This window comes from Massilia sp. FBCC-B171, assembly GCF_059134155.1.
Map to the genome: position 1 here is coordinate 1,202,728 of NZ_CP101443.1, position 21,459 is coordinate 1,224,186.

The 21,459-nt window shown below is 64.5% G+C and carries 22 protein-coding genes and 1 tRNA gene; 13 read left to right on the forward strand and 10 right to left on the reverse strand.

Features of this window, described 5'->3' with window-relative positions:
* The first annotated feature begins 81 nt into the window (after nt 1-81).
* Complete coding sequence (pbpG, locus tag NMB41_RS05425) at nt 82-1,278, forward strand: D-alanyl-D-alanine endopeptidase (protein WP_494381454.1); 1,197 nt, start codon at nt 82-84, stop codon at nt 1,276-1,278.
* A gap of 69 nt (nt 1,279-1,347) precedes the next feature.
* On the opposite strand, the gene NMB41_RS05430 is transcribed toward pbpG, so the two are convergent.
* Nucleotides 1,348-2,133, reverse strand: coding sequence for an IclR family transcriptional regulator (locus NMB41_RS05430; RefSeq protein WP_494381455.1), 786 nt, complete (start codon nt 2,131-2,133; stop codon nt 1,348-1,350).
* 156 nt (nt 2,134-2,289) lie between these two features.
* On the opposite strand from NMB41_RS05430, the gene NMB41_RS05435 reads away from it, so the two are divergent.
* The 8 genes from NMB41_RS05435 (at nt 2,290) to NMB41_RS05470 (ending at nt 9,642) form a co-directional block, all read left to right on the forward strand.
* Nucleotides 2,290-2,676 (forward strand): diacylglycerol kinase, encoded by a 387-nt coding sequence (locus NMB41_RS05435; RefSeq protein ID WP_494381456.1) that lies wholly within the window; start codon nt 2,290-2,292, stop codon nt 2,674-2,676.
* A gap of 118 nt (nt 2,677-2,794) precedes the next feature.
* Nucleotides 2,795-3,433: a peroxiredoxin gene (locus tag NMB41_RS05440; RefSeq protein WP_494381457.1), complete on the forward strand. Its 639-nt coding sequence runs from the start codon at nt 2,795-2,797 to the stop codon at nt 3,431-3,433.
* A gap of 168 nt (nt 3,434-3,601) precedes the next feature.
* On the forward strand, nt 3,602-4,375 hold the full coding sequence (locus NMB41_RS05445; RefSeq protein ID WP_494381458.1) for a sulfite exporter TauE/SafE family protein: 774 nt from the start codon (nt 3,602-3,604) through the stop codon (nt 4,373-4,375).
* 145 nt (nt 4,376-4,520) lie between these two features.
* A complete protein-coding gene (cysT, locus tag NMB41_RS05450) occupies nt 4,521-5,363 on the forward strand; it encodes a sulfate ABC transporter permease subunit CysT (RefSeq protein ID WP_494381459.1) in 843 nt (280 codons plus the stop codon).
* Nucleotides 5,360-6,268 (forward strand): sulfate ABC transporter permease subunit CysW, encoded by a 909-nt coding sequence (gene cysW, locus NMB41_RS05455; protein ID WP_494381460.1) that lies wholly within the window; start codon nt 5,360-5,362, stop codon nt 6,266-6,268. Before cysT ends, cysW begins: the two co-directional genes overlap by 4 nt.
* Nucleotides 6,265-7,338: a sulfate/molybdate ABC transporter ATP-binding protein gene (locus NMB41_RS05460; RefSeq protein ID WP_494381461.1), complete on the forward strand. Its 1,074-nt coding sequence runs from the start codon at nt 6,265-6,267 to the stop codon at nt 7,336-7,338. The genes cysW and NMB41_RS05460 overlap by 4 nt, the downstream gene beginning before the upstream one ends.
* Entirely contained in the window at nt 7,335-8,273 is a 939-nt protein-coding gene (locus NMB41_RS05465) for a CysB family HTH-type transcriptional regulator (RefSeq protein ID WP_494381462.1), read from the forward strand. Before NMB41_RS05460 ends, NMB41_RS05465 begins: the two co-directional genes overlap by 4 nt.
* 178 nt (nt 8,274-8,451) lie before the next feature.
* Nucleotides 8,452-9,642: an IS110 family RNA-guided transposase gene (locus NMB41_RS05470; RefSeq protein WP_494378481.1), complete on the forward strand. Its 1,191-nt coding sequence runs from the start codon at nt 8,452-8,454 to the stop codon at nt 9,640-9,642.
* A 330-nt stretch (nt 9,643-9,972) separates the two neighbouring features.
* On the opposite strand, the gene NMB41_RS05475 is transcribed toward NMB41_RS05470, so the two are convergent.
* Nucleotides 9,973-11,019: an aldo/keto reductase gene (locus tag NMB41_RS05475; RefSeq protein WP_494381463.1), complete on the reverse strand. Its 1,047-nt coding sequence runs from the start codon at nt 11,017-11,019 to the stop codon at nt 9,973-9,975.
* Between the two features lie 209 nt (nt 11,020-11,228).
* On the opposite strand from NMB41_RS05475, the gene NMB41_RS05480 reads away from it, so the two are divergent.
* Nucleotides 11,229-11,783, forward strand: coding sequence for a hypothetical protein (locus tag NMB41_RS05480; protein ID WP_494381464.1), 555 nt, complete (start codon nt 11,229-11,231; stop codon nt 11,781-11,783).
* Between the two features lie 10 nt (nt 11,784-11,793).
* A complete protein-coding gene (locus NMB41_RS05485; protein ID WP_494381465.1) occupies nt 11,794-13,167 on the forward strand; it encodes a M20/M25/M40 family metallo-hydrolase in 1,374 nt (457 codons plus the stop codon).
* A 7-nt stretch (nt 13,168-13,174) separates the two neighbouring features.
* On the opposite strand, the gene NMB41_RS05490 is transcribed toward NMB41_RS05485, so the two are convergent.
* The 4 genes from NMB41_RS05490 to NMB41_RS05505 form a co-directional block, all read right to left on the reverse strand.
* Nucleotides 13,175-14,221, reverse strand: coding sequence for a quinone-dependent dihydroorotate dehydrogenase (locus NMB41_RS05490; RefSeq protein WP_494381466.1), 1,047 nt, complete (start codon nt 14,219-14,221; stop codon nt 13,175-13,177).
* A gap of 152 nt (nt 14,222-14,373) precedes the next feature.
* Nucleotides 14,374-15,102 (reverse strand): arginyltransferase, encoded by a 729-nt coding sequence (locus NMB41_RS05495; RefSeq protein WP_494381467.1) that lies wholly within the window; start codon nt 15,100-15,102, stop codon nt 14,374-14,376.
* 70 nt (nt 15,103-15,172) lie between these two features.
* The gene (aat, locus tag NMB41_RS05500; RefSeq protein ID WP_494381468.1) at nt 15,173-15,889 is read right to left on the reverse strand and encodes a leucyl/phenylalanyl-tRNA--protein transferase; all 717 of its coding nucleotides are present in this window, start codon (nt 15,887-15,889) and stop codon (nt 15,173-15,175) included.
* A gap of 12 nt (nt 15,890-15,901) precedes the next feature.
* A complete protein-coding gene (locus NMB41_RS05505; protein WP_494381469.1) occupies nt 15,902-16,489 on the reverse strand; it encodes an NUDIX hydrolase in 588 nt (195 codons plus the stop codon).
* Nucleotides 16,490-16,661: 172 nt separating this feature from the next.
* Between NMB41_RS05505 and NMB41_RS05510 the strand changes: the two genes are divergently transcribed.
* Nucleotides 16,662-16,738 (forward strand) — tRNA-Met (locus tag NMB41_RS05510).
* Between the two features lie 155 nt (nt 16,739-16,893).
* A complete protein-coding gene (locus NMB41_RS05515; RefSeq protein ID WP_494381470.1) occupies nt 16,894-17,307 on the forward strand; it encodes a T6SS immunity protein Tdi1 domain-containing protein in 414 nt (137 codons plus the stop codon).
* A 64-nt stretch (nt 17,308-17,371) separates the two neighbouring features.
* Here the strand turns inward: NMB41_RS05515 and NMB41_RS05520 are convergent, their stop codons facing one another.
* From NMB41_RS05520 to NMB41_RS05535, 4 genes are all read right to left on the reverse strand, one after another.
* On the reverse strand, nt 17,372-18,262 hold the full coding sequence (locus NMB41_RS05520) for a DNA-3-methyladenine glycosylase family protein (protein WP_494381471.1): 891 nt from the start codon (nt 18,260-18,262) through the stop codon (nt 17,372-17,374).
* Complete coding sequence (locus tag NMB41_RS05525) at nt 18,259-19,152, reverse strand: DMT family transporter (RefSeq protein WP_494381472.1); 894 nt, start codon at nt 19,150-19,152, stop codon at nt 18,259-18,261. The genes NMB41_RS05520 and NMB41_RS05525 overlap by 4 nt, the downstream gene beginning before the upstream one ends.
* Nucleotides 19,153-19,236: 84 nt before the next feature.
* Complete coding sequence (locus tag NMB41_RS05530; RefSeq protein ID WP_494381473.1) at nt 19,237-20,247, reverse strand: XdhC family protein; 1,011 nt, start codon at nt 20,245-20,247, stop codon at nt 19,237-19,239.
* 114 nt (nt 20,248-20,361) lie between these two features.
* A complete protein-coding gene (locus NMB41_RS05535; RefSeq protein ID WP_494381474.1) occupies nt 20,362-21,447 on the reverse strand; it encodes a M48 family metallopeptidase in 1,086 nt (361 codons plus the stop codon).
* Nucleotides 21,448-21,459: the final 12 nt, after the last annotated feature.

Here is a 21,459-nt window from a genome sequence, read left to right on the forward strand (position 1 = left end):
GTAAATTCGCTTGCAGTTGAGTTGCAGGCGCATACACTTTGGAAAGTGCCTCATCGGTTCGCGTAATCAAAGGAAGTAGAAATGTTGAAGCTCCTGTTGTCTGTCCTGGTATCGCTGTTTCTGGTCGTCGAGCCGGTGTCGGCCGCAGGCGCCGGTGCAGGTGCAGGTGCGCAGACCTCGTCCAGCAAGCAGAAGCGCCAGGCCGTCAAGAAGAAGCCGGTCAAGAAAGTCTCTTCCAAGGCCAAACGCGGCACCAAGCGCGAAAAAGCGGTGCTCATTGCCAGCGATAACCGCCAGCGCATGGTGCGCCGGGTCGAGACGGTGCGCGGCAAGCGCCGCGTGACTTACCACCTGGCCCGCCGCGCCGCGCCGGCCATGCTGGTCATTCCCGCCGCCCGCACTGCCGGCGACATGGCCGGCCTGAACCAGACGCGCGATCCGCTCTCGCTGCGTTCCAGCGTCGCCCTCGTGCTCGACCAGAACACCTCGGAAGTGCTGTTCGAAAAGAACGCGAACGTTGCCCTGCCGATCGCCTCGATTACCAAACTCATGACTGGCCTGGTCGTGGTGGAAGCGAACCTCGACCTGAACCAGGTGCTGACGATCAGCAATGACGACGTCGACCGCCACAAGTTCAGCAGCTCGCGCCTGCCGGTCGGCGCACGGATGACCCGTGGCAACCTGCTGCACATCGCACTGATGAGTTCAGAAAACCGGGCGGCGTCTGCGCTGGGACGCAACTATCCGGGCGGCATCAACGCCTTCATCGCCGCCATGAATGCCAAGGCGCGCGAACTGGGCATGAACGACACCCGCTATGTCGATGCCAGCGGCCTGTCGAGCCAGAACGTCTCGAGCGCGCGCGACCTCGCCAGGCTGGTGGCCCATGCGCACCAGAAACCGCTGCTGCGCCAGTATTCGACCGATCCCGACTGGGTGGTCGAGGCCAGCGGCCGGCCTATGCGCTACAACAATACGAACTACCTGGTGAAGCTGCCGGACTGGAATATCGGCCTGCAAAAGACCGGCTTCATCAACGAAGCAGGGCGCTGCCTGGTGATGCAGGCCATGATCCAGGGCCGCAACGTGATCATGGTCTTCCTCGATTCCAAGGGGAAGATGTCGCGTACCGCCGACGCCGGCCGCATGCGGCGCTGGCTCGAAGCGCTGACACCCGACAGCATTGCCGTGCCAACGGCGAGTCCCCTGAGCGTCGCCGAGCCTGCGCACAGCGCGTTCTCGACGGTGACGGCTGCCACCGTGCTGCAGAAACGTTAATAGAACAACGCCCTGCAAACAACAACGGCGCCCGCGGGCGCCGTTGTTGTTTGTGGTGGTCGTTTCCTTCTATGCCACCGACACCGGGCGGAAGCCCAGCGTGGCTGAAATCTGCCCCGCGGTCTGCACCAGGTCGTCCAGCCAGTCCTCTTGCAGGCGGTCGGCCGGCGCCGAGATCGACAGGCCCGCCACCAGCTTGCCGCTGTCGTCATAAATGCCGGCGGCCATGCAGCGCACGCCCAGTTCCAGCTCTTCGTTGTCGCGTGCATAGCCGCGCGCACGTACCAGGCTCAGCTCGCGCTCGAGCTTGGACAAATCGGTGATCGAATTCTTGTTGTGGCCTGCGAGACCGGTGCGCGTGGCATAGGCCCGGATCGCTTTGGCTTCATCGACCGACAGGAACAGTTTGCCGGTCGAGGTGAGGTGCAGCGGGCCGCGCCCGCCGATCGCACGCACCACCTGCATGCCCGAGCGCTCGGAAAACGCACGGTCGATGTAGACGATCTCGTCGCCCTGGCGCACCGACAGATTCACCGTCTGCTGGGTTTTCTTGTGCAGGGCGCGCATGAAGTCGAGCGCAGCTTCCCGCACCGACAAGCGGCTTTTCACGACATTCCCCAGTTCCAGCAGGCGCATGCCGAGCCGGTAGGTGCCGGGCTCGACACGGTCGACGAAACGCGTGACGACCATGTCGTTGAGGATGCGGTGGGCCGTCGACGGGTGCAGGCCGGACACCTTGGACAATTCCTTCAGGCTGACCGGATCGGGATAGGTGGCCAGCGCATCGAGCAGGGCGACCATGCGCTCAATCACCTGGATCGAGGTCTTGGGCGCTTCAAGGGTTTCGATTTTCATGATGTGGTTGGTGCGGTGCAGTATCGTCCCTACTTTATACCATAATGCGAAAAGCGGGGAGGGTTTGGCTAGTGCCTTTCGTCTAACACACAGGGCTGTCCCGGAGCGTGCCGGAACAGGCATAATGGCAACTCTGCATGTCTTCTTGGAAATATGATGGAACAACCGACCAGCGAATTCAAGAGCAAGGGCGGCTTCAAGCGCATCCTTGCCGCGTCGACCTATACCGTGCAGGGCCTGGCCATGGCCTGGCGTATCGAACATGCCTTCCGCCAGGAAGTGCTGGTCTTCGTGCTTGGCGTCATTTTCGCCTTCGTGCTGCCGGTCTCGGGTTTTCAAAAACTGGTCCTGATCGGCGTCCTGCTGCTGGTGCTGATCGTCGAACTCATCAACTCGGCCATCGAGGCGATCGTCGACCGCATTTCGCTCGAGCGCCATCCCCTGTCGAAGAATGCCAAGGACTTCGGCAGCGCTGCGGTCGGGCTGACGGTGCTGCTGGCTGCGCTGACCTGGGGAACGGTTCTCTATAGCCGTTTTATGTAAGTAGATATGCGATGACAGCGCAGCAAGCTTGTTAAAAATGCCGCAGAATAGCCGGATGGCCTGCGGCATTATTTTTTGTCGCCGGCAGGCCTGTCCCTGACAACTCCTGGAGATGACCATGACCTTACGCCTTGGCGACACCGCCCCCGACTTCGAGCAGGATTCCACCATCGGCACCATTCATTTCCATGAATGGGCCGGCAAATCGTGGGTCGTGTTGTTCTCGCATCCCGCCGACTTCACCCCGGTGTGCACCACCGAACTGGGCCTGACTGCCAAGCTGAAACCGGAATTCGACAAGCGCAACGTGAAAGCGATCGCGCTTTCGGTCGACCCGGCAGAGCAGCACAAGACCTGGATCAAGGATATCGAAGAAACCCAGCAGACCGTCGTGGGCTTCCCGATCATCGCCGACGCCGACAGGTCGGTCTCCACGCTGTACGACATGATCCACCCGGAAATGTCGGCCACGGCCACGGTGCGTTCGCTGTTCGTGATCGACCCGAACAAGAAAATCCGCCTGACCATCACCTACCCGATGAGCACCGGCCGCAACTTCGACGAAGTGTTGCGCGTGATCGATGCGCTGCAGCTGACCGACGGCTATTCGGTGGCGACGCCGGGTAACTGGAAGGATGGCGACGACGTGATCATTCCGCTGACGGTGCAGGATCCGGCTGTGATCGCCGAGAAGTATCCGAAGGGCTTCACGGCAGCGCGGCCGTATTTGCGTTTGACGCCGCAGCCGAACAAGTAAGCAGAACCGGCATTGCTCCGGCATGCGTTTTCACAATGCGTGCCGGAGTCGTGGGATCATTTTTCGTATATGAACCGACGGCCCGTAGCACCCGCATCGCCACTCCCCGCATAAGCTCATAACAAACCCGTCCTTTGTCCCACGGCTGACCCAGCTTACTCTTGGGCCATGCTGATGACATACATTACCGCCGGATTCGGGGTTGGCCTGCTGGTCGGGATGACCGGCGTCGGCGGCGGCTCGCTGATGACGCCGCTCCTGACCTTGCTGTTCGGCGTCTCGCCCACCGTCGCGGTCGGCACCGACCTGGCCTTTGCCTCGATCACCAAGGGCGCCGGCACCATTACCCACCGCTTCAACGGCAACGTCCACTGGGACATCGTGCGCCGCCTGTGCATCGGTGCGCTGCCTGCCGCCTTCCTCGCCACGCTCGGCCTGCGCCATTTCGGCGCGCTCGACGCCGAGATCGGCCAACTCATCCGCTATTCGATCGCCGGCTCGGTCATGCTGACCGTGATCGCGCTGCTGTTTCGCAAGCGCATGCTCGCCTGGGTCCACGCCAAACCGTCGCGCCAGCTGCAGGGCAGGGGCCTGACGACCGCCACCATCGTGTCGGGGGCGATCCTGGGTGTGCTCGTGACCGTTTCCTCGATCGGTGCCGGCGCCATCGGCGCGACCCTGCTCGTGATGCTGTACCCGAAGCTGACCCCGGCGGAAGTGGCCGGTACCGACATCGCCTACGCCGTGCCGCTGACCGCCATTGCCGCCGTCGGCCACTGGTGGCTGGGTTCGATCGACTGGACCCTGCTGGTGACCCTGCTGATCGGTTCCTTGCCGGGCATCACCCTCGGTTCGATGCTTGCCCGCAAGGTACCGGAGCGCTTCCTGCGCGCCTTGCTGGCGCTGACCCTGACCGGCGTCGCCGTGAAGCTGGTTTATTAAGAACGCAAATCAAGCGAGCTGGAGATAACAGGTTCACCACGCTAATAGCGTAATTCATCTATGCAAATGAAGATTGGTTCGTTTGGTTTATGAGTTGAAAGTGAGATTATTACAGTCCATTAGAAGAATTTGTAATAAGGCCTCCATGAACATACTTCAGCCGCGCGCGCCGGGCAGGGTGATCCCCGGCTTCGGATTGACGCTCGGATTCACGATCTTTTATCTTGCGCTGATCGTGCTGATCCCGCTGTCGGCCGTCTTCCTGAAAACCTTCACCATGACTTGGGAAGCATTCTGGAGCGCGGTCACTTCCGAGCGTGTGGTCGCTTCCTACAAGCTCAGCTTCGGCGCCTCGCTCATCGCGGCAAGCCTGAACGTGGTCTTCGGCGGCATCGTCGCCTGGGTGCTGGTGCGCTACAAGTTTCCCGGTAAACGGTTTGTCGACGCCCTGGTCGACCTGCCGTTCGCGCTCCCGACCGCCGTGGCCGGCATCACGCTGACGGCCCTGTATTCGAACAATGGCTGGATCGGCAAATACCTCGAGCAATTCGGCATCAAGGTCGCCTTCACGCCGCTGGGCATCGTGGTCGCGCTGACCTTCATCGGCCTGCCTTTTGTGGTGCGCACGGTCCAGCCGGTGCTGGAAGAAGCCGAACGCGAACTCGAAGAAGCGGCCGCCAGCCTGGGTGCGAGCCCGCTGCAGACCTTCTTCCGTGTGATCCTGCCGACGATTATCCCGGCCTTGCTGACCGGCTTCGCGCTGGCCTTCGCGCGCGCCACCGGCGAATACGGTTCCGTCATTTTCATCGCCGGCAACCTGCCGATGGTGTCCGAGATCACGCCGCTCTTCATCATCACCAAACTCGAGCAGTACGACTACGCCGGCGCCACCGCGATTGCGGCCGTGATGCTGGTCGTCTCCTTCATCCTGCTCCTGACGATCAACCTGTTGCAGGCCTGGACCCGCAGAAGGGCCGGCAAGAAATGAGCGCCGTTCTGGATAAACCCCTGGTCCCCGCCGTGCGCGCTGGGCGTCCCGTGAAAACCAATGCCTTCGAGCCGAACTGGGTGCGCTGGACCCTGATCGCCGTCGCACTCGCCTTCCTGACCCTGTTCCTGTTCGTGCCGCTGGTGGCCGTCTTCACCGAAGCGCTGAAACGCGGCTGGGACACCTATGTCGAAGCGATCCTCGATCCCGACGCCATTTCGGCCATCAAGCTGACCCTGATCGCCGCCGGCATTTCCGTCCCGCTGAACCTGGTGTTCGGCGTGTCCGCCGCTTGGGCCATCGCCAAATTCGAGTTCCGCGGCAAGAGCATTCTGCTCACTCTGATCGACCTGCCGTTCTCGGTCTCGCCGGTGATCGCCGGCCTGATCTACGTGCTGCTGTTCGGCGCGCAAGGCTGGTTCGGCGAGTGGCTGATGGAGCACGACATCAAGATCCTGTTCGCGGTGCCGGGCATCGTGCTGGCGACGGTATTCATCACCTTCCCGTTCGTCGCGCGCGAGCTGATTCCCTTGATGCAGCAGCAGGGCACCGAGGAAGAAGAAGCGGCGCTGGTGCTGGGCGCCTCCGGCTGGCAGACCTTCCGCCGCGTGACGCTCCCGAACATCAAATGGGGCCTGCTGTATGGCGTCATCCTGTGCAATGCGCGGGCGATGGGCGAGTTCGGCGCGGTGTCGGTGGTCTCGGGCCATATCCGCGGCGAGACCAATACCATGCCGCTGCAGGTCGAAATCCTCTACAACGAATACAACTTCACGGCCGCGTTCGCGATCGCATCCTTGCTGGCGCTGCTCGCGCTGGTAACGCTGGCCATCAAGTCCTTTATCGAATGGCGTCTGCACCTGTCGATGCGTGACGACGCCGGTACCACGGAGCGCACGCAATGACGATCGAAGTCCAACACATCCGCAAGCAGTTCGGCCAGTTCAAGGCCCTCGACGACGTCTCGCTGCAGTTCCCGAACGGCGAGCTGACCGCCTTGCTCGGCCCTTCGGGCTGCGGCAAGACCACGCTGCTGCGCATCATCGCGGGCCTCGAGCACCCGGACAGCGGCTCTGTTCTGCTGGACGGCCAGGATGCATCGGGCAGCCACGTGCGCGAGCGCCAGGTCGGCTTCGTGTTCCAGCACTACGCGCTGTTCAAGCACATGACCGTGTTCGAGAACGTGGCCTTTGGCCTGCGCGTGCGTCCGCGCAAGGAACGTCCGAGCGAGCAGCAGATCCGCGACAAGGTCAAGCAGCTGCTGGAACTCGTGCAGCTCGACTGGATCGCCGACCGCTTTCCGCCGCAGCTCTCGGGCGGCCAGCGCCAGCGCATCGCCCTGGCGCGCGCCCTGGCCGTGGAGCCGCGCGTGCTGCTGCTCGACGAACCTTTCGGCGCGCTCGACGCCAAGGTGCGCAAGGAACTGCGCCGCTGGCTGCGCCGCCTGCACGACGACCTGCACGTGACCTCGATTTTCGTGACCCACGACCAGGAAGAAGCGCTTGAAGTGGCCGACCAGGTGGTGGTCATGAACAAGGGCCGCATCGAGCAGCTCGGCACGCCGCAAAGCGTGTACGACGCGCCTGCCTCGCCTTTCGTCTACAGCTTCCTCGGTAATGTGAACCTGTTCCATGGCCGCGTGCACGACGGCGTGCTGGCCAGCGGCGACGCCCTGTTCGATGCGCCCGGCCATGGCAGCGTGCAGAACACCGACGGCATCGGCTACGTTCGTCCGCACGACCTCGATGTCGAGCGCTACACGCCGGGCAAGCCGGGCATCGTGGTGAAACTGCGCCGCGCGCATGCGATCGGCCCGCTGGCCCAGCTCGACCTCGAACGTGCGGACAACGCCCAGCTGATCGAAGCGGTGATTCCGAACGAGCGCTTCGCCGGCCTCGGCCTGAAAGAAGGCGAGACCCTGCTCGTGCGTCCGCGCCAGATCCAGGTGTTCGTCGACGAAGGGGGCGGCATATGAACTTCCAGCAGTTGCGCTCGGTGCGCGAAGCCGCGCGCCGCAATTTCAATTTGACGGACGTGGCCAGCGCGCTGTTCACCTCGCAGCCGGGCGTGTCGCGCCAGATCCGCGAACTCGAGGACGAACTCGGCGTCGTCATTTTCGAGCGCAACGGCAAACGCCTGACGGGTCTTACCGCGCCTGGCAAGGGCATCCTGAAAATCGTCGAGCGACTGCTGGTGGAAGCGGAAAACCTGGCGCAGGCGAGCCAGGAGTATTCGGCCCAGGACAGCGGCACGCTGACGATTGCCGTCACCCACACCCAGGCGCGCTATGCGCTGCCGCAGGTGGTGCAGTCCTTCCGCAACGCCTTCCCGAACGTGCGCATCGCCCTGCAGCAAAGCGCACCGGAACACATCGCCGAATACGTGCTGTCGGGCCGCGCCGACATCGGCATCGCCACCGAAGGTCTGTCCACCTTCCCGGATCTGGTGTCCTTTCCGTGCTACCGCTGGAGCCACGTGGTGGTGGCGCCCGACGGGCACCCGCTGCTCTCCAAAACGCCGTTGCGCCTGGAAGACCTGGCCGAGCATCCCCTGATCACCTACGACGTCGGCTACACGGGCCGCGGCCATATCGACACGGCCTTTGCCAAGGTCGGGCTGGCGCCGGACATGGTGCTCACGGCCATGGACTCGGACGTCATCAAGCAGTACGTGTCGCTGGGGATGGGGGTCGGCATCATCGCCTCGATGGCGTTTGACCATGGGCGCGACAAGGGCTTGCGGGCGATCGAATCCTCGCACCTGTTTGCGCCGAACGTGACGCGCCTGGCGGTGCGGCGCGGGGCGTATTTGCGGGCGTATGCGTATCACTTTATCGAACGCTTCGCGCCTGGATTTACACGGGCGGATATCGAGCGCTCGCTGGTGGCGGATGAGGCGATGGCGATTTAATGTTCTGCTGACGCGGTTTCGGCTGCGCTGAATGTAACTATCGACGCGTGGGCGGCAAAGCCGCCCACCCTACATCCCTCCGGTTGATACCCGTAGATCCTATGATGAAAAAAAAGTGAGCCGATTTGCAGATCGAGTCCTAACCTGAGAGTTCGAAACGCAGATTTAGGAGAACGACATGCAACCGGCTCACACTCAGGATATTACGCTCACCCACCAGACGCTGACAGCCTCGCTCGAACTTGCGTGCAAGAACTGGAAAGTGGCGTTGCAGGACGATGCGCACGAGCGGCCCTCAGTGCACAACACGAAGCAGGCAAGCGCCTCTAACCGGTTAGCCGAATTGATTGGGCTAATCGAAGCAGAACGAGGGAAATGGGGCTTGCCCCCAGACTGTCGCGTCGTGGTGTTGTATGAGGCAGGCCAGGACGGGTTCTGGATTTGCCGGGCCTTGCAGAAACATGGATACGAAGTCGTGGTCGCCGATCCAGCGAGCATTCCCGTGGAACGCCACGCCCGGCGCGCCAAGACCGACCGACTCGACGCGTTGCGCCTGCTGTCGTGCCTGCGCGGCTGGCTGCGCGGCGAGCGTGACCGGCTGCGGGCAGTATCGGTGCCGGCGGCTGAGGACGAAGCGACGCGTCACCTCGTACGCGACCGCGGCCAGTTGCAAAAGGAAATCACGCAGCACCGGGACCGCATCACGAAGTTGCTGCGTACCGTCGGCTGCTGGATGGAAGTCGGACCGAAGTTTGCCGAACAGCTCGGACGCAACGAAATCATCTGCCATGACGGCGTTGCGCTGCCGCAGTGCCTGCGACAGCGCCTGATGAGGGAATGCGATCGGCTGGCGCTGGTGACCCAGCAATTTCACGAACTGGAAGCCCAGTTGCCCCGGCTGTTACCCCCCGCTGCGGCGTCCTCGGCCGCCACGCTGCAGAAGCTGCGCGGTGTCGGCCCGGTCGGCGCGCAGCGCCTGGTCCTCGAACTGTTCTGGCGCCAGTTCGACAATGCCCGCCAGGTCGGCAGTTGCGTGGGACTGGTACCTCAACCGTACGACAGCGGGCAACGCCGGGTCGACCAGGGCATCAGCAAGCAGGGCAATCGCCGGGTGCGCGCCTTGCTCGTCGAGATGGCCTGGATGTGGCTGCGCCACCAGCCCGACAGTGCGCTGGCCCAGTGGTTCAAGCGACGAACCAACAGCGGCACCGACGCCCCTTCGGCGGGCAAGCGTGGCCGGCGGGTCTGCATCGTGGCTGTGGCCCGACGATTGGCCATTGCCCTCTGGCGTTACCTGAAGGACGGCGTGATGCCCGACGGCGCTGAGCTCAAACCAAGGACTGGCAAGATAATCGAAGCGGCAGTATGACGAGCAGGAAGTTTTGCAGTGTGAAGCTTGCAAGCCCGTGGCCCACCCTGGCTGTCAACCAACAGCCGACGCTAGTAGATGGGGCTTGCCTTAACGAGGTCACCTGAGCGCAACGCGCATGCAGGATTCAGTTGGACAAACAGCCCAACGGATAGAAGGTGGTGAGACGCCAATGTCTCACGGACAGATGACCAAGAGCTTTACGACAGCAGCATCAACCAGATAGCTACCAGGAGAGGCAAGATCGCACACGCTCCTTGACAGTCTTCATAGAAGGGTGGGCGGGTTCCCCGCCCACGCGTTCAACGACCTTCCGAAAACCACGCCGTCTTACTGCCCCGGATTCGTGATCCGTCCGTGAATCGCATCGATCGCCTTCACCACTTCCTCAGGCAAGACGATCGATGCCGCGTCAATGTTCTCCTCCAACTGCTTCAGGTTCGTCGCCCCAATAATGGTCGAGCTCACGAACCAGCGCGAATAACACCAGGCCAGCGCCATCTGCGCCGGCGTCATTCCATTCGAACGCGCCAGCGCCGCATATTCGGCAGTGGCCGCCAGCACCTCCGGACGCACGTAGCGCGGACTCCAGTTCTCCGGGAAGATCGTCAGCCGTCCTTTCGCCTTCGGATCGTCCAGGTATTTTGCCGTGAGCTGCCCGAAGGCCAGCGGGCTGTAGGCCAGCAGACTGACCTCGGCACGGAAGCAGGTCTCGTCCAGCAGCGACGTTTCGAACGCCCGGGCGGTCAGGTTATATAAATTCTGGATCGTGGCAATGCGCGGCAGGCCATGCATTTCGGCCTGCTTCACGTATTCGCACACGCCCCATGCACTCTCGTTCGACACGCCGATCGCGCGGATCTTGCCGGCCGTGACCAGTTCGCCCAGCGCGCCCAGGGTTTCCTCGATCGGCACGCTCGACCGCTCGCGCTTCGGATTGAAACTGTTGGCGCCAAATATCGGCAGGTTACGGCTTGGCCAGTGGATCTGATAGAGGTCGATGTAATCCGTCTGCAGGCGCTGCAGGCTGGTTTCGACGGCGGCGCGGATGTTGGCGGCGTCGAGATTATGCGAAGGACCGCGGATCCAGCCCATGCTCGCATTCGGTCCGGCGATTTTCGAGGCGATGACGAGCTCGTCGCGGCGGCCGCGTGCTTTCAGCCAGCTGCCGATGAAGCGCTCGGTCGCGCCCTGCGTTTCGGCGCGGCCCATGACGGGATACATCTCCGCCGTGTCGATGAAATTGATGCCGCGCTCGACCGCGTAGTCGAGCTGGCGGTGCGCGTCCAGTTCCGTGTTCTGCTCGCCGAAGGTCATCGTGCCGAGGCAGACAGTCGACACCTGCAGGTCGCTGCGTCCGAGTTGTGTGCGTTTCATAGGTTTTCCATGGGGCCGGTTCGTGGCCATCTTAGCATGGCGCCGGCGCCGGGCAGGGATGCCCGTATCCGGACAACGATGTCCGGATACGCACATGGACGGCCTTCGAAAATCGTTAAAACCCCTTAGATATTAATCGCTTAGCGCATGGCACGCTGCTTGCAAAGGGTGTGGGGCGAACATCCCGTTCGAACCCTGTGAGAGAAACCATGAACATGCAGCGCTCCATCAAGAATTGTCTACAGCTTCTGTCCGCCGCCGTGCTGGTTACGCTGAGCCTGGCGCTGCCCGCACAGGCGCAAACGGCCCGCGGGCCGGCCACCCCCGAGGAAACGACCCGTGTCGAACAGATCGCAGCGGCCGCCGACAAGGATCCCGTGTCCGTCATGACCTCGCCCGACGGGCGCTGGTTCCGCAAGTGGCTCGATGAAGTCCCGGATTACTTCTTCGGGCCCGACAAAGGCGTGTTCTGGCTGATGAATGGCGCAGCCAAGGGTGAACTCAAGCGCGTGGCGATGTTCCAGCACGCGATCAGCGCCGCTGCCTGGCAGTTGAAGCACCAGGTCAAGGATCCGCAAAAGACCCCGGAAAGCCTGGATGCGACCACGGTCGCCGGCCTGGAAGGCGTGCTGCGCGCCTACGAAAGCATGCTCCCCCAAAACCCTGCGATCCGCAGCGCCGAGCTGGACGAGGCCGTCGCCGCCCGCGACAAGGGCACGCTGGCGCAGTTCGTCGCGCGCCTGCCGCCGATGCCGCGCCGCTGACCGGGAGCCCATGATGCGACGATTCCTGGCGCTGCTGAGTGGATGGATGCTGTGTGCTGCCGCGCTGGCGCAAGCCTCGCCCACGCCTGAAGAACGCTTGATCGAGGAAATCGGCCAACACGCCGAGCTGATGCCGAACCTGGAGCAGCTGTGCGACGACATCGGTTCCCGGCTCACCGGTTCGTCCCAGCTGCGCCGCGCGCAGGACTGGGCCATGGCGCGGCTGCGCGCCTATGGTGCCGTCAACGTCCGTCTGGAGGCTTACGACATGGGGCGCCCCTGGCATCGCGGTGCGGCACGGGCGCGACTGTTGAATGCCAATGGGATGGCGCTCGACGTCGTGCAGAAAGGCTGGACCGAGGGCACGGCGGGGCTTGTACGCGCGCAGGTGGCGCTGCTCGAGGCGAAGACGCTGGACGAGTTCAAGGCGGCGGCGCCCGCATTGAAAGGCAAGATCGTGCTGGTCGAGTCGATATTCAAAGCCACCCCGGAGCAGCGCAAGGACATGGCGCGTTATCGTGCCGACGCCGCCCAGGCGATCCGCGACGCCCGCCTGGCCGGCGTGCTGCTGGTCTCATCGAAAGGCAACGGCCTGCGCGACATGTGGGGCGGGCCGGGCTCGCTGTTCGACCAGCGCGCCGCGATCCTCACGGGCGAACACGCCAACGTACTGAAACGCCTGCTGGCGCGCGGGATCGTGCCGCAGGTCGAGCTGGCGCTGGGCGGGCGCTTTGCCGCGCGGCCGGCCGTGGCCCATAACGTCGTCGCCGACTACCCGGGCAGCGACGGCAGTGGCGACATGGTCGTGCTGGGCGCGCATCTCGATTCCTGGGACTTGGGCGTGGGGGCGACCGACAACGGTACCGGCGCGGTCGCCATGCTGGAGGTACTGCGGGCCTGGCATGCGCTTGGCCTGCGTCCGAAGCGCGCCTTGCGCATCGTGCTGTTCTCGGGAGAAGAGCAGGGGCTGCTGGGAAGCCGGGCCTATGTCGCGGCGCACCGCGGCGAACTGGCGCGGATCCAGGCGGTGCTGGTCAAGGATACCGGCAGCGGACGCATCACCGGGTTTCCCGACATGCGCAACGAAGCCTGGTACGCAGCCTTGTCGAAGGCCGCCGCGCCGGCCGCCCGCGTGGGGCCGCTCGATGTGGTCTATGGCCAGGCCGGCGGATCGGACTTCCAGCCTTTCGCGGAACAGGGCGTTCCGGCTTTCCCGGCGCTGCAGGACGAGCGCGACTACCGCAGCCACACCCAGCACAGCCAGGTCGATTCGCTCGACCACGTCGACCGCGCCGCGCTGACGCAGGCGGCGCAGGTGCTCGCGGTGATGGCCTGGGGCCTGGCCAACGGCGAGCGCTTGCCGCACGGGAGCGCGGCGCCGTGATTGCCGGCTAGCGCGCGGACGTGCGCAGCGCCTCGGCGCACTCGCGCACCAGCGACGGGCCGCGGTAAATCAGGCCGCTGTAGAGCTGCACCAGCTGGGCGCCGGCCGCGATTTTCTCGCGCGCGTCCTGGCCCGACAGGATGCCGCCGACGCCGATGATCGGGATCGCGTCGCCCAGTTCCTTCTTCATGGCGCGGATCACGATGTTCGACAGGTCGAACACCGGCGCGCCCGACACGCCGCCGGTTTCCATGCCGTGCCTGTGGCGCTCGACGTCGCGCCGGTTGAGCGTCGTGTTGGTGGCGATCACGCCGTCGATCTTGTGGCGCAGCAGGGCGCCGGCGATGTCGCGGATCTGCTCGGCGTCGATGTCCGGTGCGATTTTCAGGGCCAGCGGCACGTAGCGGCCGTAGTCGTCGGCCAGGCGCGTCTGCTCGGCCTTCAGTTGCGACAGCAGCGCGTCGAGTTCGGAGGCGCCCTGCAGCTGGCGCAGGTTCTTCGTGTTCGGCGACGAGATGTTCACCGTAACGTAGCTGGCGTAGGGATAGACCTTGCGCAGGCATTCGAGGTAGTCGTCGGCGGCGCGTTCGATCGGGGTGTCGGCGTTCTTGCCGATGTTCAGGCCCAGCACGCCGCTCTGTTCCTGGTAGAAGCGCGAGGCCTTGACGTTGGCGACAAAGGCGTCGACGCCGCCGTTATTGAAGCCCATGCGGTTGATGATGCCGCGCGCGGCGGGAATGCGGAACATGCGCGGCTTCGGATTGCCGACCTGCGCGCGCGGCGTCACGGTGCCGATCTCGATCGACCCGAAGCCCAGCGCCGCCAGGCCGTCGATATACGCGCCATCCTTGTCCAGTCCCGCGGCCAGGCCCACCGGATTCGGGAAGGTGATTCCCATCACGGTGCGCGGATCGGGCGCCGGCTTCTTGAACATCCCGGTCACGCCGCGCTGCGCTGCGCTGCGCAGGGCCGGCAGGGTCAGGTTGTGGGCGGTTTCCGCAGCCAGCGTGAACAGCAGGGGACGGGCGAGGGTGTACAGGATTTTTTGGGACATGGAGCGCTCGAAAATGGGGTCGCGTTATTGTACCGTGCGCGAAGTGCAAGCCAGAGCGTCTAATAAAAGCTCCAGGGCAAGGCGCATTGTCGAAGACAGTACGATAGTACGGCGAGACGATGCAACGCAGCCATGGAGTTTTTATTAGACGCTCAGCGCTCGAGGATGCCCCAGTTGCCGCTGATGCGTGCCTCCAGCGGCCGGAAGTTGATTTTATAGGCCATCTTCGGACTCTGTTCGATCCAGTAGCCGAGGTAGACATAGGGCAGGCCGAGTTCGCGCGCCTGGGCCACCTGCCACATCACGTTATAGGTGCCGAAGGAGGCGCCGGGCAGGTCGGGGTCGAAGAAGGTGTAGACCGACGACAGCCCGTCCGACAGGACGTCGATGATCGAGACCATGCGCAGCAGGCCGTCGGGCTCGCGAAATTCCACCAGGCGCGTGTTGACCCGGCTTTGCAGCAGGAACTGGGCGTACTGGTCGCGGCTGTCCTGGTCCATGCCGCCGCCGACGTGGCGCGTGGTCTGGTAGCGCAGGTAGAGCGCGTAGTGCTCGTCGGAGAACGAGAGGTTGGCGACCATGGCGGAAAGGTCGTCATGGCGCTTCCAGGCGCGGCGCTGGGCGCGGTTCGGCGTGAACTCGGCGCAGCGCACGCGCACCGGGATGCAGGCCTGGCAGCCGTCGCAATACGGACGGTAGGTAAAGATGCCGCTGCGGCGAAAGCCGTTCTTCACCAGTTCCGAATACACGTCCGCATTGATCAGGTGCGAAGGCGTGGCGACCTGCGAACGCGCCTGGCGGGCGTCGAGGTAGCTGCACGGATACGGGGCGGTCGTATAGAACTGCAGCGTGGAGAAGGGCAGGTCATTAAGGTGCGTCATGCAGAGCTCTCGGGACGACGTGATGGCCCTATTCTAACGAAAGCGGCCGCGCGCACGGTATCGCGCGCGCTCAGAACGGTGCGACCGGTTCCCACGAGGTAATCGCCGGCTCGCGGATCGCCGCCCGCAGGTGTTGCAGGAATACCGCGCGCGGGATCGGTGCGGCGCCCAGCGAGGCCAGGTGGCCTGTTTCCTGCTGGCAGTCGACCATGCGCACGCCGTTCGCGCGCAGGAAGGCGACCAGGTAGGCCAGCGCCACCTTCGAGGCATCCGAGACGCGCGCGAACATCGACTCGCCATAAAACATGTGGCCGATGCACACGCCGTAGGCGCCGCCGACCAGTTCGCCGTCGCACCAGACTTCGGCCGAATGCGCGTAGCCCAGCGCGTGCAGGCCGGTATAGCCGTCGATGATGTCTTCGGAAATCCAGGTGCCCGGTCCATCCTTGCGCGGGGCGGCGCAGGCGCGCATCACGGCTTCGAAGTCGCTGTCGAAGCGCACCTGCCAGCGCCCGCCTTCGGCCCGGCTGCGCTCGACGCGGCGCAGGGTTTTCCTGAGGCTGTCGCTGAGCTTGAAGTCGCTGGTGTAGAGCACCATGCGCGGATCGGTGCTCCACCAGAGGATGGGCTGGCCTTCCGAGAACCAGGGGAAGATGCCGTTCTGGTAGGCGAGCAGCAGGCGGCGCGGCGACAGGTCGGCGCCGGCCGCGAGCAGCCCGGGCGCGTCGATTGTCAGCGCCTCGGATACGTCGGGAAACGGCGTATGCGCATCAAGCCAGGGAATCATGCCGTTCTCGGTTCAGTCGGGCTCGCGTGGAGCAATCATCGGGCGCCGGATGTCATGGCTATGCACGCCATACGCGTTGACGGCGCCCTCGCGCATTTTGACGCGGTCTGCAAAGAAGAGTTCCAGCGTTGTGCGAATTGTCGGGAAAGCCAGCTCGTCCCAAGGGATCTCGCGTTCTTCGAACAGCTGCACGTCCAGGCTTTCTTCGCCCGGCGCGAAATCGAGGTCGAGCAGGCGCGCCAGGTAGAACATGTGCACCTGGTGGACATGGGCGACATTGAGCAGGGAGAACAGCGGGCCGATCTCGATGTTGGCGCCGGCTTCTTCTTCCGTTTCGCGAATGGCCGCTTCGCTCGTCGTTTCGCCGTTTTCCATGAAACCGGCCGGCAGCGTCCAGTAGCCATGGCGCGGTTCGATGGCGCGCCGGCACAGCAGCACTTGCAGCTTGCCGCCGTGCTCCCAGACGGGAATGGAGCCGATCACCATTTTCGGGTTCTGGTAATGAATCGTGCCGCACTGCGTGCACACATGGCGCGGGCGGTTGTCGCCTTCAGGGATGCTTAGCGCGACCGCATGGCCGCACTCGGAACAAAAGTTCATAGAGGATGGAGAGAATGAATATGCGCCTACTTTACACCCGATTGCAGCGACTGTGCCGCCGCGCCGGCTCGACAGCAGTATTGCCCGGATGCTATTGAAGGCGTCAATCGACCATGCCTCTTGCATCAGGTTTGCCTAAACGGCTGAAGCCGCGTATAATTCGTTTCACAGACGCGGGGTGGAGCAGTCTGGCAGCTCGTCGGGCTCATAACCCGAAGGTCACAGGTTCAAATCCTGTCCCCGCAACCAGAATTACGAAGAAGCCGGTACTTTCTAAAAAGAAGTACCGGCTTTTTTCATTTCCCTCAGGCGAACTCGACCTGTGTCAAAGGGCAAGCAGATTGGCCGCACTTGCCGAACCCGTCGGTGTCCAACAAGTCCTGAGCTCACACGCGGGTTAGACCATGATTACTGTCGACGACATCAACGATGCCTGGGGATGGATGGGCTTGCGGGCTGTCGAAATACTCGGCGCCAACTCTTTCGGCAACCTGATCCTGCGCGACGCCGACGGCAGCTACTGGCGCTTGCGTCCGCAAGACCTGTGCTGCGAACCGGTCGCCGAAGACCGTGCCGCCCTCGACGCGCTCTCCTACAACCAGGATTTTCTGAACGACTGGTACATGCCGGAAGTGGTCGACCTGGCCGAATCGACGCTTGGCCCGCTCACCGACGACCGCACCTATTGCCTGAAAATACCGAGCGCCCTCGGCGGCCACTACGGCAGCGAAAACCTGGCGACGGTACCCTTGCACGAGCTCATCCGTTTTTCGGGGGAGAGCGCCCAGCATCTGGAGGGCTTGCCACGCTGGAATTGATCTGCCAACCCGGTTACTTTCCCCACGCGGCCGGATATGTACGGACGCATCCAATCGATCCGCGTTAACTCGCCGATTGGCTCAAACTCGCCCACAAATACGCCGCCGCCATCGTCCGATGCGGCCGGTACCGCGCCAACCACGCCTGCGTCCGCCCCTGGTCCGGCTTTCCCACTTCTCCGAGCAATCTCCCCAGCGCACTGCGTATCGCCACATCCCCTTCGAGCGAGCAATCCGCATAGCCATACCCCCGCAGCAGCGTGTAATTCACCGTCCACGGCCCGATCCCCTTGATCGCCAGCAGCGCCGCCGCGGCACGCGCCGGATCGTCCTCCTGCACCAGCTGCAATTCCCCTTCGGCCATCATGCGCGCCACGCGCAGCAGCGTCTCCGCCTTGGCGCGCGAGAACTTGCGGCTGGTGAGCGCCTCCAGGTCCAGCCGGGCGACATCGTGCGCCTCCGGATAGCACCACAAACCGCTGCTGTGCGCCCGTCCCGCCTGCGCAATGAAAGTGCGGCGCAGGCTGATGGCGAACGGTAGATTGATCTGCTGGCCGATGATGGCCCAGGTCAGCGCTTCGAACACACTCGCCGACTGCACGATGCGCAGCCCCGGCTGGCGCGCCACCAGCGGCCCAAATGCCGGGTCGTCCTGAACGAAAGCCTCGAAAGGCGCCGGATCGATGCGCAGCGCCAGGATGCTCATCAAGGCTGCGTGCGCCAGCGCCAGCGTGGCGGCGTCCAGTGCGCCATCGGCCTCGATGCGGCACGCGGCTGAGCTGGGTGTCAGCGTCACGTCCAGCAGCACCGGCACGCTGCCTAGCAATACGGCCTTGCGGATGCGTTCGCACGCAACCTGCTCCGCCAGCCCTTCGGCATCGCGCGCATGAAAGGCGAGGACGTCGGCGCTGCGGTAGTGGGGCGGCAGCGCAATCGACAGCGCCTGGCTGGTCATGGCTTGCCGGCGGCAACCGCCGGGCGGCCGAAGCGCGGCACGAAGCCCGTCACCAGCGCGGTGCCGACCAGTACGGTCGCCACGCCCGCCAGCGTGTGCCAGCCAACCGCCTCGCCCAGGAACAGCGCGCCCCAGAGAATGCCGAACACGGGATTGAGGAAGGTGACGGTCAGGGCCGAGGTCGGCCCGACTTCCGCGACCAAGCGGAAATAGAGCAGGTAGGCGATGCCGCTGCAGACCACGCCCAGGGCCAGCACGGCGGCCCACACGCCCGGCGTTGGCGTGGCCGGCGCGGGGAAGAAGGGCAGGGCCGGCAGCACGAACAGCGCAGCCGCCCACATCGTGCCGTGCGCATTGGCGAAGGGCTCTACCGTTTTGGCGGACTTCGCGTACAGGCTGGCGATGCTGTAGCACAGCGCCCCGCCCAGCGCGGCGGCAAGCGCCAGGCCCGCGCCGGGCAGGCGCGAGACGTCGTCGAAGCCGACCAGCAGGGCCACGCCCGCGGTCCCGAGCAAGAGGCCACTGCCGCTACGCAGCGTGATCGGCTGGCGCGCCCATAGCGCGCCGATCAGCGCGCCCCACATCGGCGCGGTCGCGTTCAGCACCGACAGCACCGAGGCGGTCAGCGTGCGCGCGCCGTACGCGAATAACAGGAAGGGCAGGGCCGAATTGAAAAAGCCCAGCATCAGGTAATGCTTCCAGTTGGCGCGCAGGTCGAGACGCTTGCGCAGTACCAGGCCGACCGCGGCCAGGAACAGCGCCGCGAACAGCACCCGGTATTCGATCAGCACGGCCGGCCCGAGCACCGGGGCGCCGATGCGCATGAAAAGAAAGGAGCTGCCCCAGATGGCGGCCAGCAGCAAGAGGCGCAGGAAATTGGCTGTGTTCATGGTCGATTGGGGAAGCGGAAGCGCATGGTCGCGCAAGGCCGGGCGCTGCGCAAGCCGTTTATTGCTCGCGAGTTTAATTGCGCTCTACAGCGCGCAGACCTCGGTGGTGGCAGGCTGCGGCGCATTCGCATGCGGCACCAGCATCGCCGTCGGCACGCCGTTTTTAATCGCCGTCATCTCGGCCAGGATCGCAATGCCGATTTCCGACGGCGTCTTGCTGCCGATGTAGAGGCCGATCGGGCCATGCAGGCGCGCGAGCTGCGCGTCGCTCAGGTCGAACAGTTTGAGGCGCTCGCGCCGGCGCGCGTTGTTCAGGCGCGAGCCGATCGCGCCCACATAGAAGGCGTCGGATTTCAATGCTTCCATCAGCGCCAGGTCGTCGAGTTTCGGATCGTGGGTCAAGGCAACGACGGCGCTGCGCGCGTCCAGCTTCGCTTCGATCATGAGGTCGTCCGGCATGCTGTGCACCAGTTCCGTGCCCGCCACGTTCCAGTCGGCGCGGTATTCCTCGCGCGGGTCGCAGACGATGACGCGGTAGTCCATGGCGCTGGCCACCTGGGCCAGGAAGCGCGACAGCGGGCCGGCGCCGATGATGAACAGGCGCCAGCGCGGCCCGTGCACGGTGGTCAGCACTTCGTTCTCCAGGTGCAGCACGCTGCCCGGCGTGGCGGGCGCCAGCGTGACCGCGCCGCTATTGAGGTCCAGGCGCCGTTCCAGCAGCTCGCCGCCTTCGAGGCGCTGCAGCAGCTCGCGCATCCCGCTGGCGCCATGCAGGGGCTCGATCGCCAGCTCGATGGTGCCGCCGCAGGGCAGGCCGAAGCGGTGCGCGTCGTCGGCGCTGATGCCGTAGCTGACGACGTGCGGCCTGGCGTCGGGCGAGATGCCTTTCGCACGCACGTTCTCGATCAGGTCGTCCTCGATGCAGCCGCCCGACACCGAGCCGATCACGCGCCCATCGTCGCGCACGGCCAGCGTCGCGCCGATCGGACGCGGACTGGAGCCCCAGGTCTTGATGACGGTGACCAGTTCGCAGCGGTGTCCGGCATCGAGCCAGCCGGATGCGGTCTTGAGTACGTCGAGGTCGAGGCTGTCCATGGTCTGCGCGGGCGTTGCTGGTGAGGGATGTCAATGATACAAAAAAAGCGCGCGGGACGTCGGCGGGGAGGAGGTTTTACGGGGTGGGTACGGCCTACCCACCCTGCAAGGGCGTCAAGGCGTGAGTGGCTTCTTCGCCGCCTTCTTCATCTTCACATCCTCGACCGCCAGCTCCATCGCCGTCAGCCGGGCCGCCGTCGACGGGTGGTTGGCCGTGAAGCCATTGGCCACGCTGGCCGGGTGAGTCGCGGCGAAGCGCTTCCAGAACGCGGGGGCGCCTTCGATGTTGTAGTCGGCGCGCGCCAGCAGGAAGATCGCGAGGCGGTCGGCAGCGGCGTCGAGGTTCGAGGGCATGGCCTTGATGCCGGCGCTGCCGGTGAGCATGCCGGCGTCGGGACTCATGCGCGTCAGGTTGTCGATCACGCTGTCGAGCGTGGCCTGGTTGCGCTGCGCTTTCGGGTGCTCGAGCATGTTGTGCGCCATCGTGCGCGCCAGTACATAGGCCAGTTCGTCGTCGCTGCGGGTCACGCCCAGCATGCCGCGCGTGACCATGATGCGCGAACCGTCGGCGTAGGCGTTCACGTTGTCGCCGTTGCCCAGTTCAATGCCGAAGCCGCAGGCGCGGGTAACGGGGATGCTGAGGTCGCGCATGCGGCCGTCGCGGTCGATTGTCAGCGGCAGCTTCGATTGCGAGGCGACGATCGGGTTAAAGATGGCCGCGGCGCCTGCCAGGGCATTCGGGCCGCTCGGGAGTGGCTTGCCGCCGGCCGCGACCAGGGCGTCGCCCAAGCGCAGTCCGGCTTTCGCCGCGCCGCTGCCGGCCAGCACGCCGGTGACCTGCAGGCGTTCTTCCATGCCGAAGGCGACGTGCGCGGCTTCGTTGTAGAGGCCAGGGTAGGAGTGGCGGTTCTTCGCCGTGAAGCCGAGCAAATTGCGCGCATGCTTCGTGCACAGTTCGGCATTGTCGATCAGGAGCGGCGCCGCCACGCGGTACAGGCGGTCCTGCAGCGCAGCCATTTTCGTCAGCGTATCGGCCGCTGCCGCCATTTGCGGCGTGAGCGGCTCGCCTTGCGGGGTTTCAGTCACTGGAACGCCCGGAAGGCCGGCCGGGCGGGTCTGGGGCTGGGTGCCGCAGGCAGCCAGCAGTATGGCGATGGCGACGCCCAGCGCGGCAGGGCGCAGACGATCAAAACGAATCATGTTTTTCCTCTG

Bases quoted from the DNA above. Each gene is read 5' to 3' on its own strand.
- NMB41_RS05430 (WP_494381455.1), bottom strand. From the start codon at position 2,133: ATGAAAATCGAAACCCTTGAAGCGCCCAAGACCTCGATCCAGGTGATT.
- NMB41_RS05525 (WP_494381472.1), bottom strand. From the start codon at position 19,152: ATGAACACAGCCAATTTCCTGCGCCTCTTGCTGCTGGCCGCCATCTGG.
- pbpG (WP_494381454.1), top strand. From the start codon at position 82: ATGTTGAAGCTCCTGTTGTCTGTCCTGGTATCGCTGTTTCTGGTCGTC.
- NMB41_RS05480 (WP_494381464.1), top strand. From the start codon at position 11,229: ATGAACATGCAGCGCTCCATCAAGAATTGTCTACAGCTTCTGTCCGCC.
- cysW (WP_494381460.1), top strand. From the start codon at position 5,360: ATGAGCGCCGTTCTGGATAAACCCCTGGTCCCCGCCGTGCGCGCTGGG.
- NMB41_RS05490 (WP_494381466.1), bottom strand. From the start codon at position 14,221: ATGTCCCAAAAAATCCTGTACACCCTCGCCCGTCCCCTGCTGTTCACG.
- NMB41_RS05460 (WP_494381461.1), top strand. From the start codon at position 6,265: ATGACGATCGAAGTCCAACACATCCGCAAGCAGTTCGGCCAGTTCAAG.
- NMB41_RS05435 (WP_494381456.1), top strand. From the start codon at position 2,290: ATGGAACAACCGACCAGCGAATTCAAGAGCAAGGGCGGCTTCAAGCGC.
- cysT (WP_494381459.1), top strand. From the start codon at position 4,521: ATGAACATACTTCAGCCGCGCGCGCCGGGCAGGGTGATCCCCGGCTTC.
- NMB41_RS05485 (WP_494381465.1), top strand. From the start codon at position 11,794: ATGATGCGACGATTCCTGGCGCTGCTGAGTGGATGGATGCTGTGTGCT.
- NMB41_RS05475 (WP_494381463.1), bottom strand. From the start codon at position 11,019: ATGAAACGCACACAACTCGGACGCAGCGACCTGCAGGTGTCGACTGTC.
- NMB41_RS05535 (WP_494381474.1), bottom strand. From the start codon at position 21,447: ATGATTCGTTTTGATCGTCTGCGCCCTGCCGCGCTGGGCGTCGCCATC.
- NMB41_RS05505 (WP_494381469.1), bottom strand. From the start codon at position 16,489: ATGAACTTTTGTTCCGAGTGCGGCCATGCGGTCGCGCTAAGCATCCCT.
- NMB41_RS05445 (WP_494381458.1), top strand. From the start codon at position 3,602: ATGCTGATGACATACATTACCGCCGGATTCGGGGTTGGCCTGCTGGTC.
- aat (WP_494381468.1), bottom strand. From the start codon at position 15,889: ATGATTCCCTGGCTTGATGCGCATACGCCGTTTCCCGACGTATCCGAG.
- NMB41_RS05495 (WP_494381467.1), bottom strand. From the start codon at position 15,102: ATGACGCACCTTAATGACCTGCCCTTCTCCACGCTGCAGTTCTATACG.
- NMB41_RS05440 (WP_494381457.1), top strand. From the start codon at position 2,795: ATGACCTTACGCCTTGGCGACACCGCCCCCGACTTCGAGCAGGATTCC.
- NMB41_RS05530 (WP_494381473.1), bottom strand. From the start codon at position 20,247: ATGGACAGCCTCGACCTCGACGTACTCAAGACCGCATCCGGCTGGCTC.
- NMB41_RS05470 (WP_494378481.1), top strand. From the start codon at position 8,452: ATGCAACCGGCTCACACTCAGGATATTACGCTCACCCACCAGACGCTG.
- NMB41_RS05465 (WP_494381462.1), top strand. From the start codon at position 7,335: ATGAACTTCCAGCAGTTGCGCTCGGTGCGCGAAGCCGCGCGCCGCAAT.
- NMB41_RS05520 (WP_494381471.1), bottom strand. From the start codon at position 18,262: ATGACCAGCCAGGCGCTGTCGATTGCGCTGCCGCCCCACTACCGCAGC.
- NMB41_RS05515 (WP_494381470.1), top strand. From the start codon at position 16,894: ATGATTACTGTCGACGACATCAACGATGCCTGGGGATGGATGGGCTTG.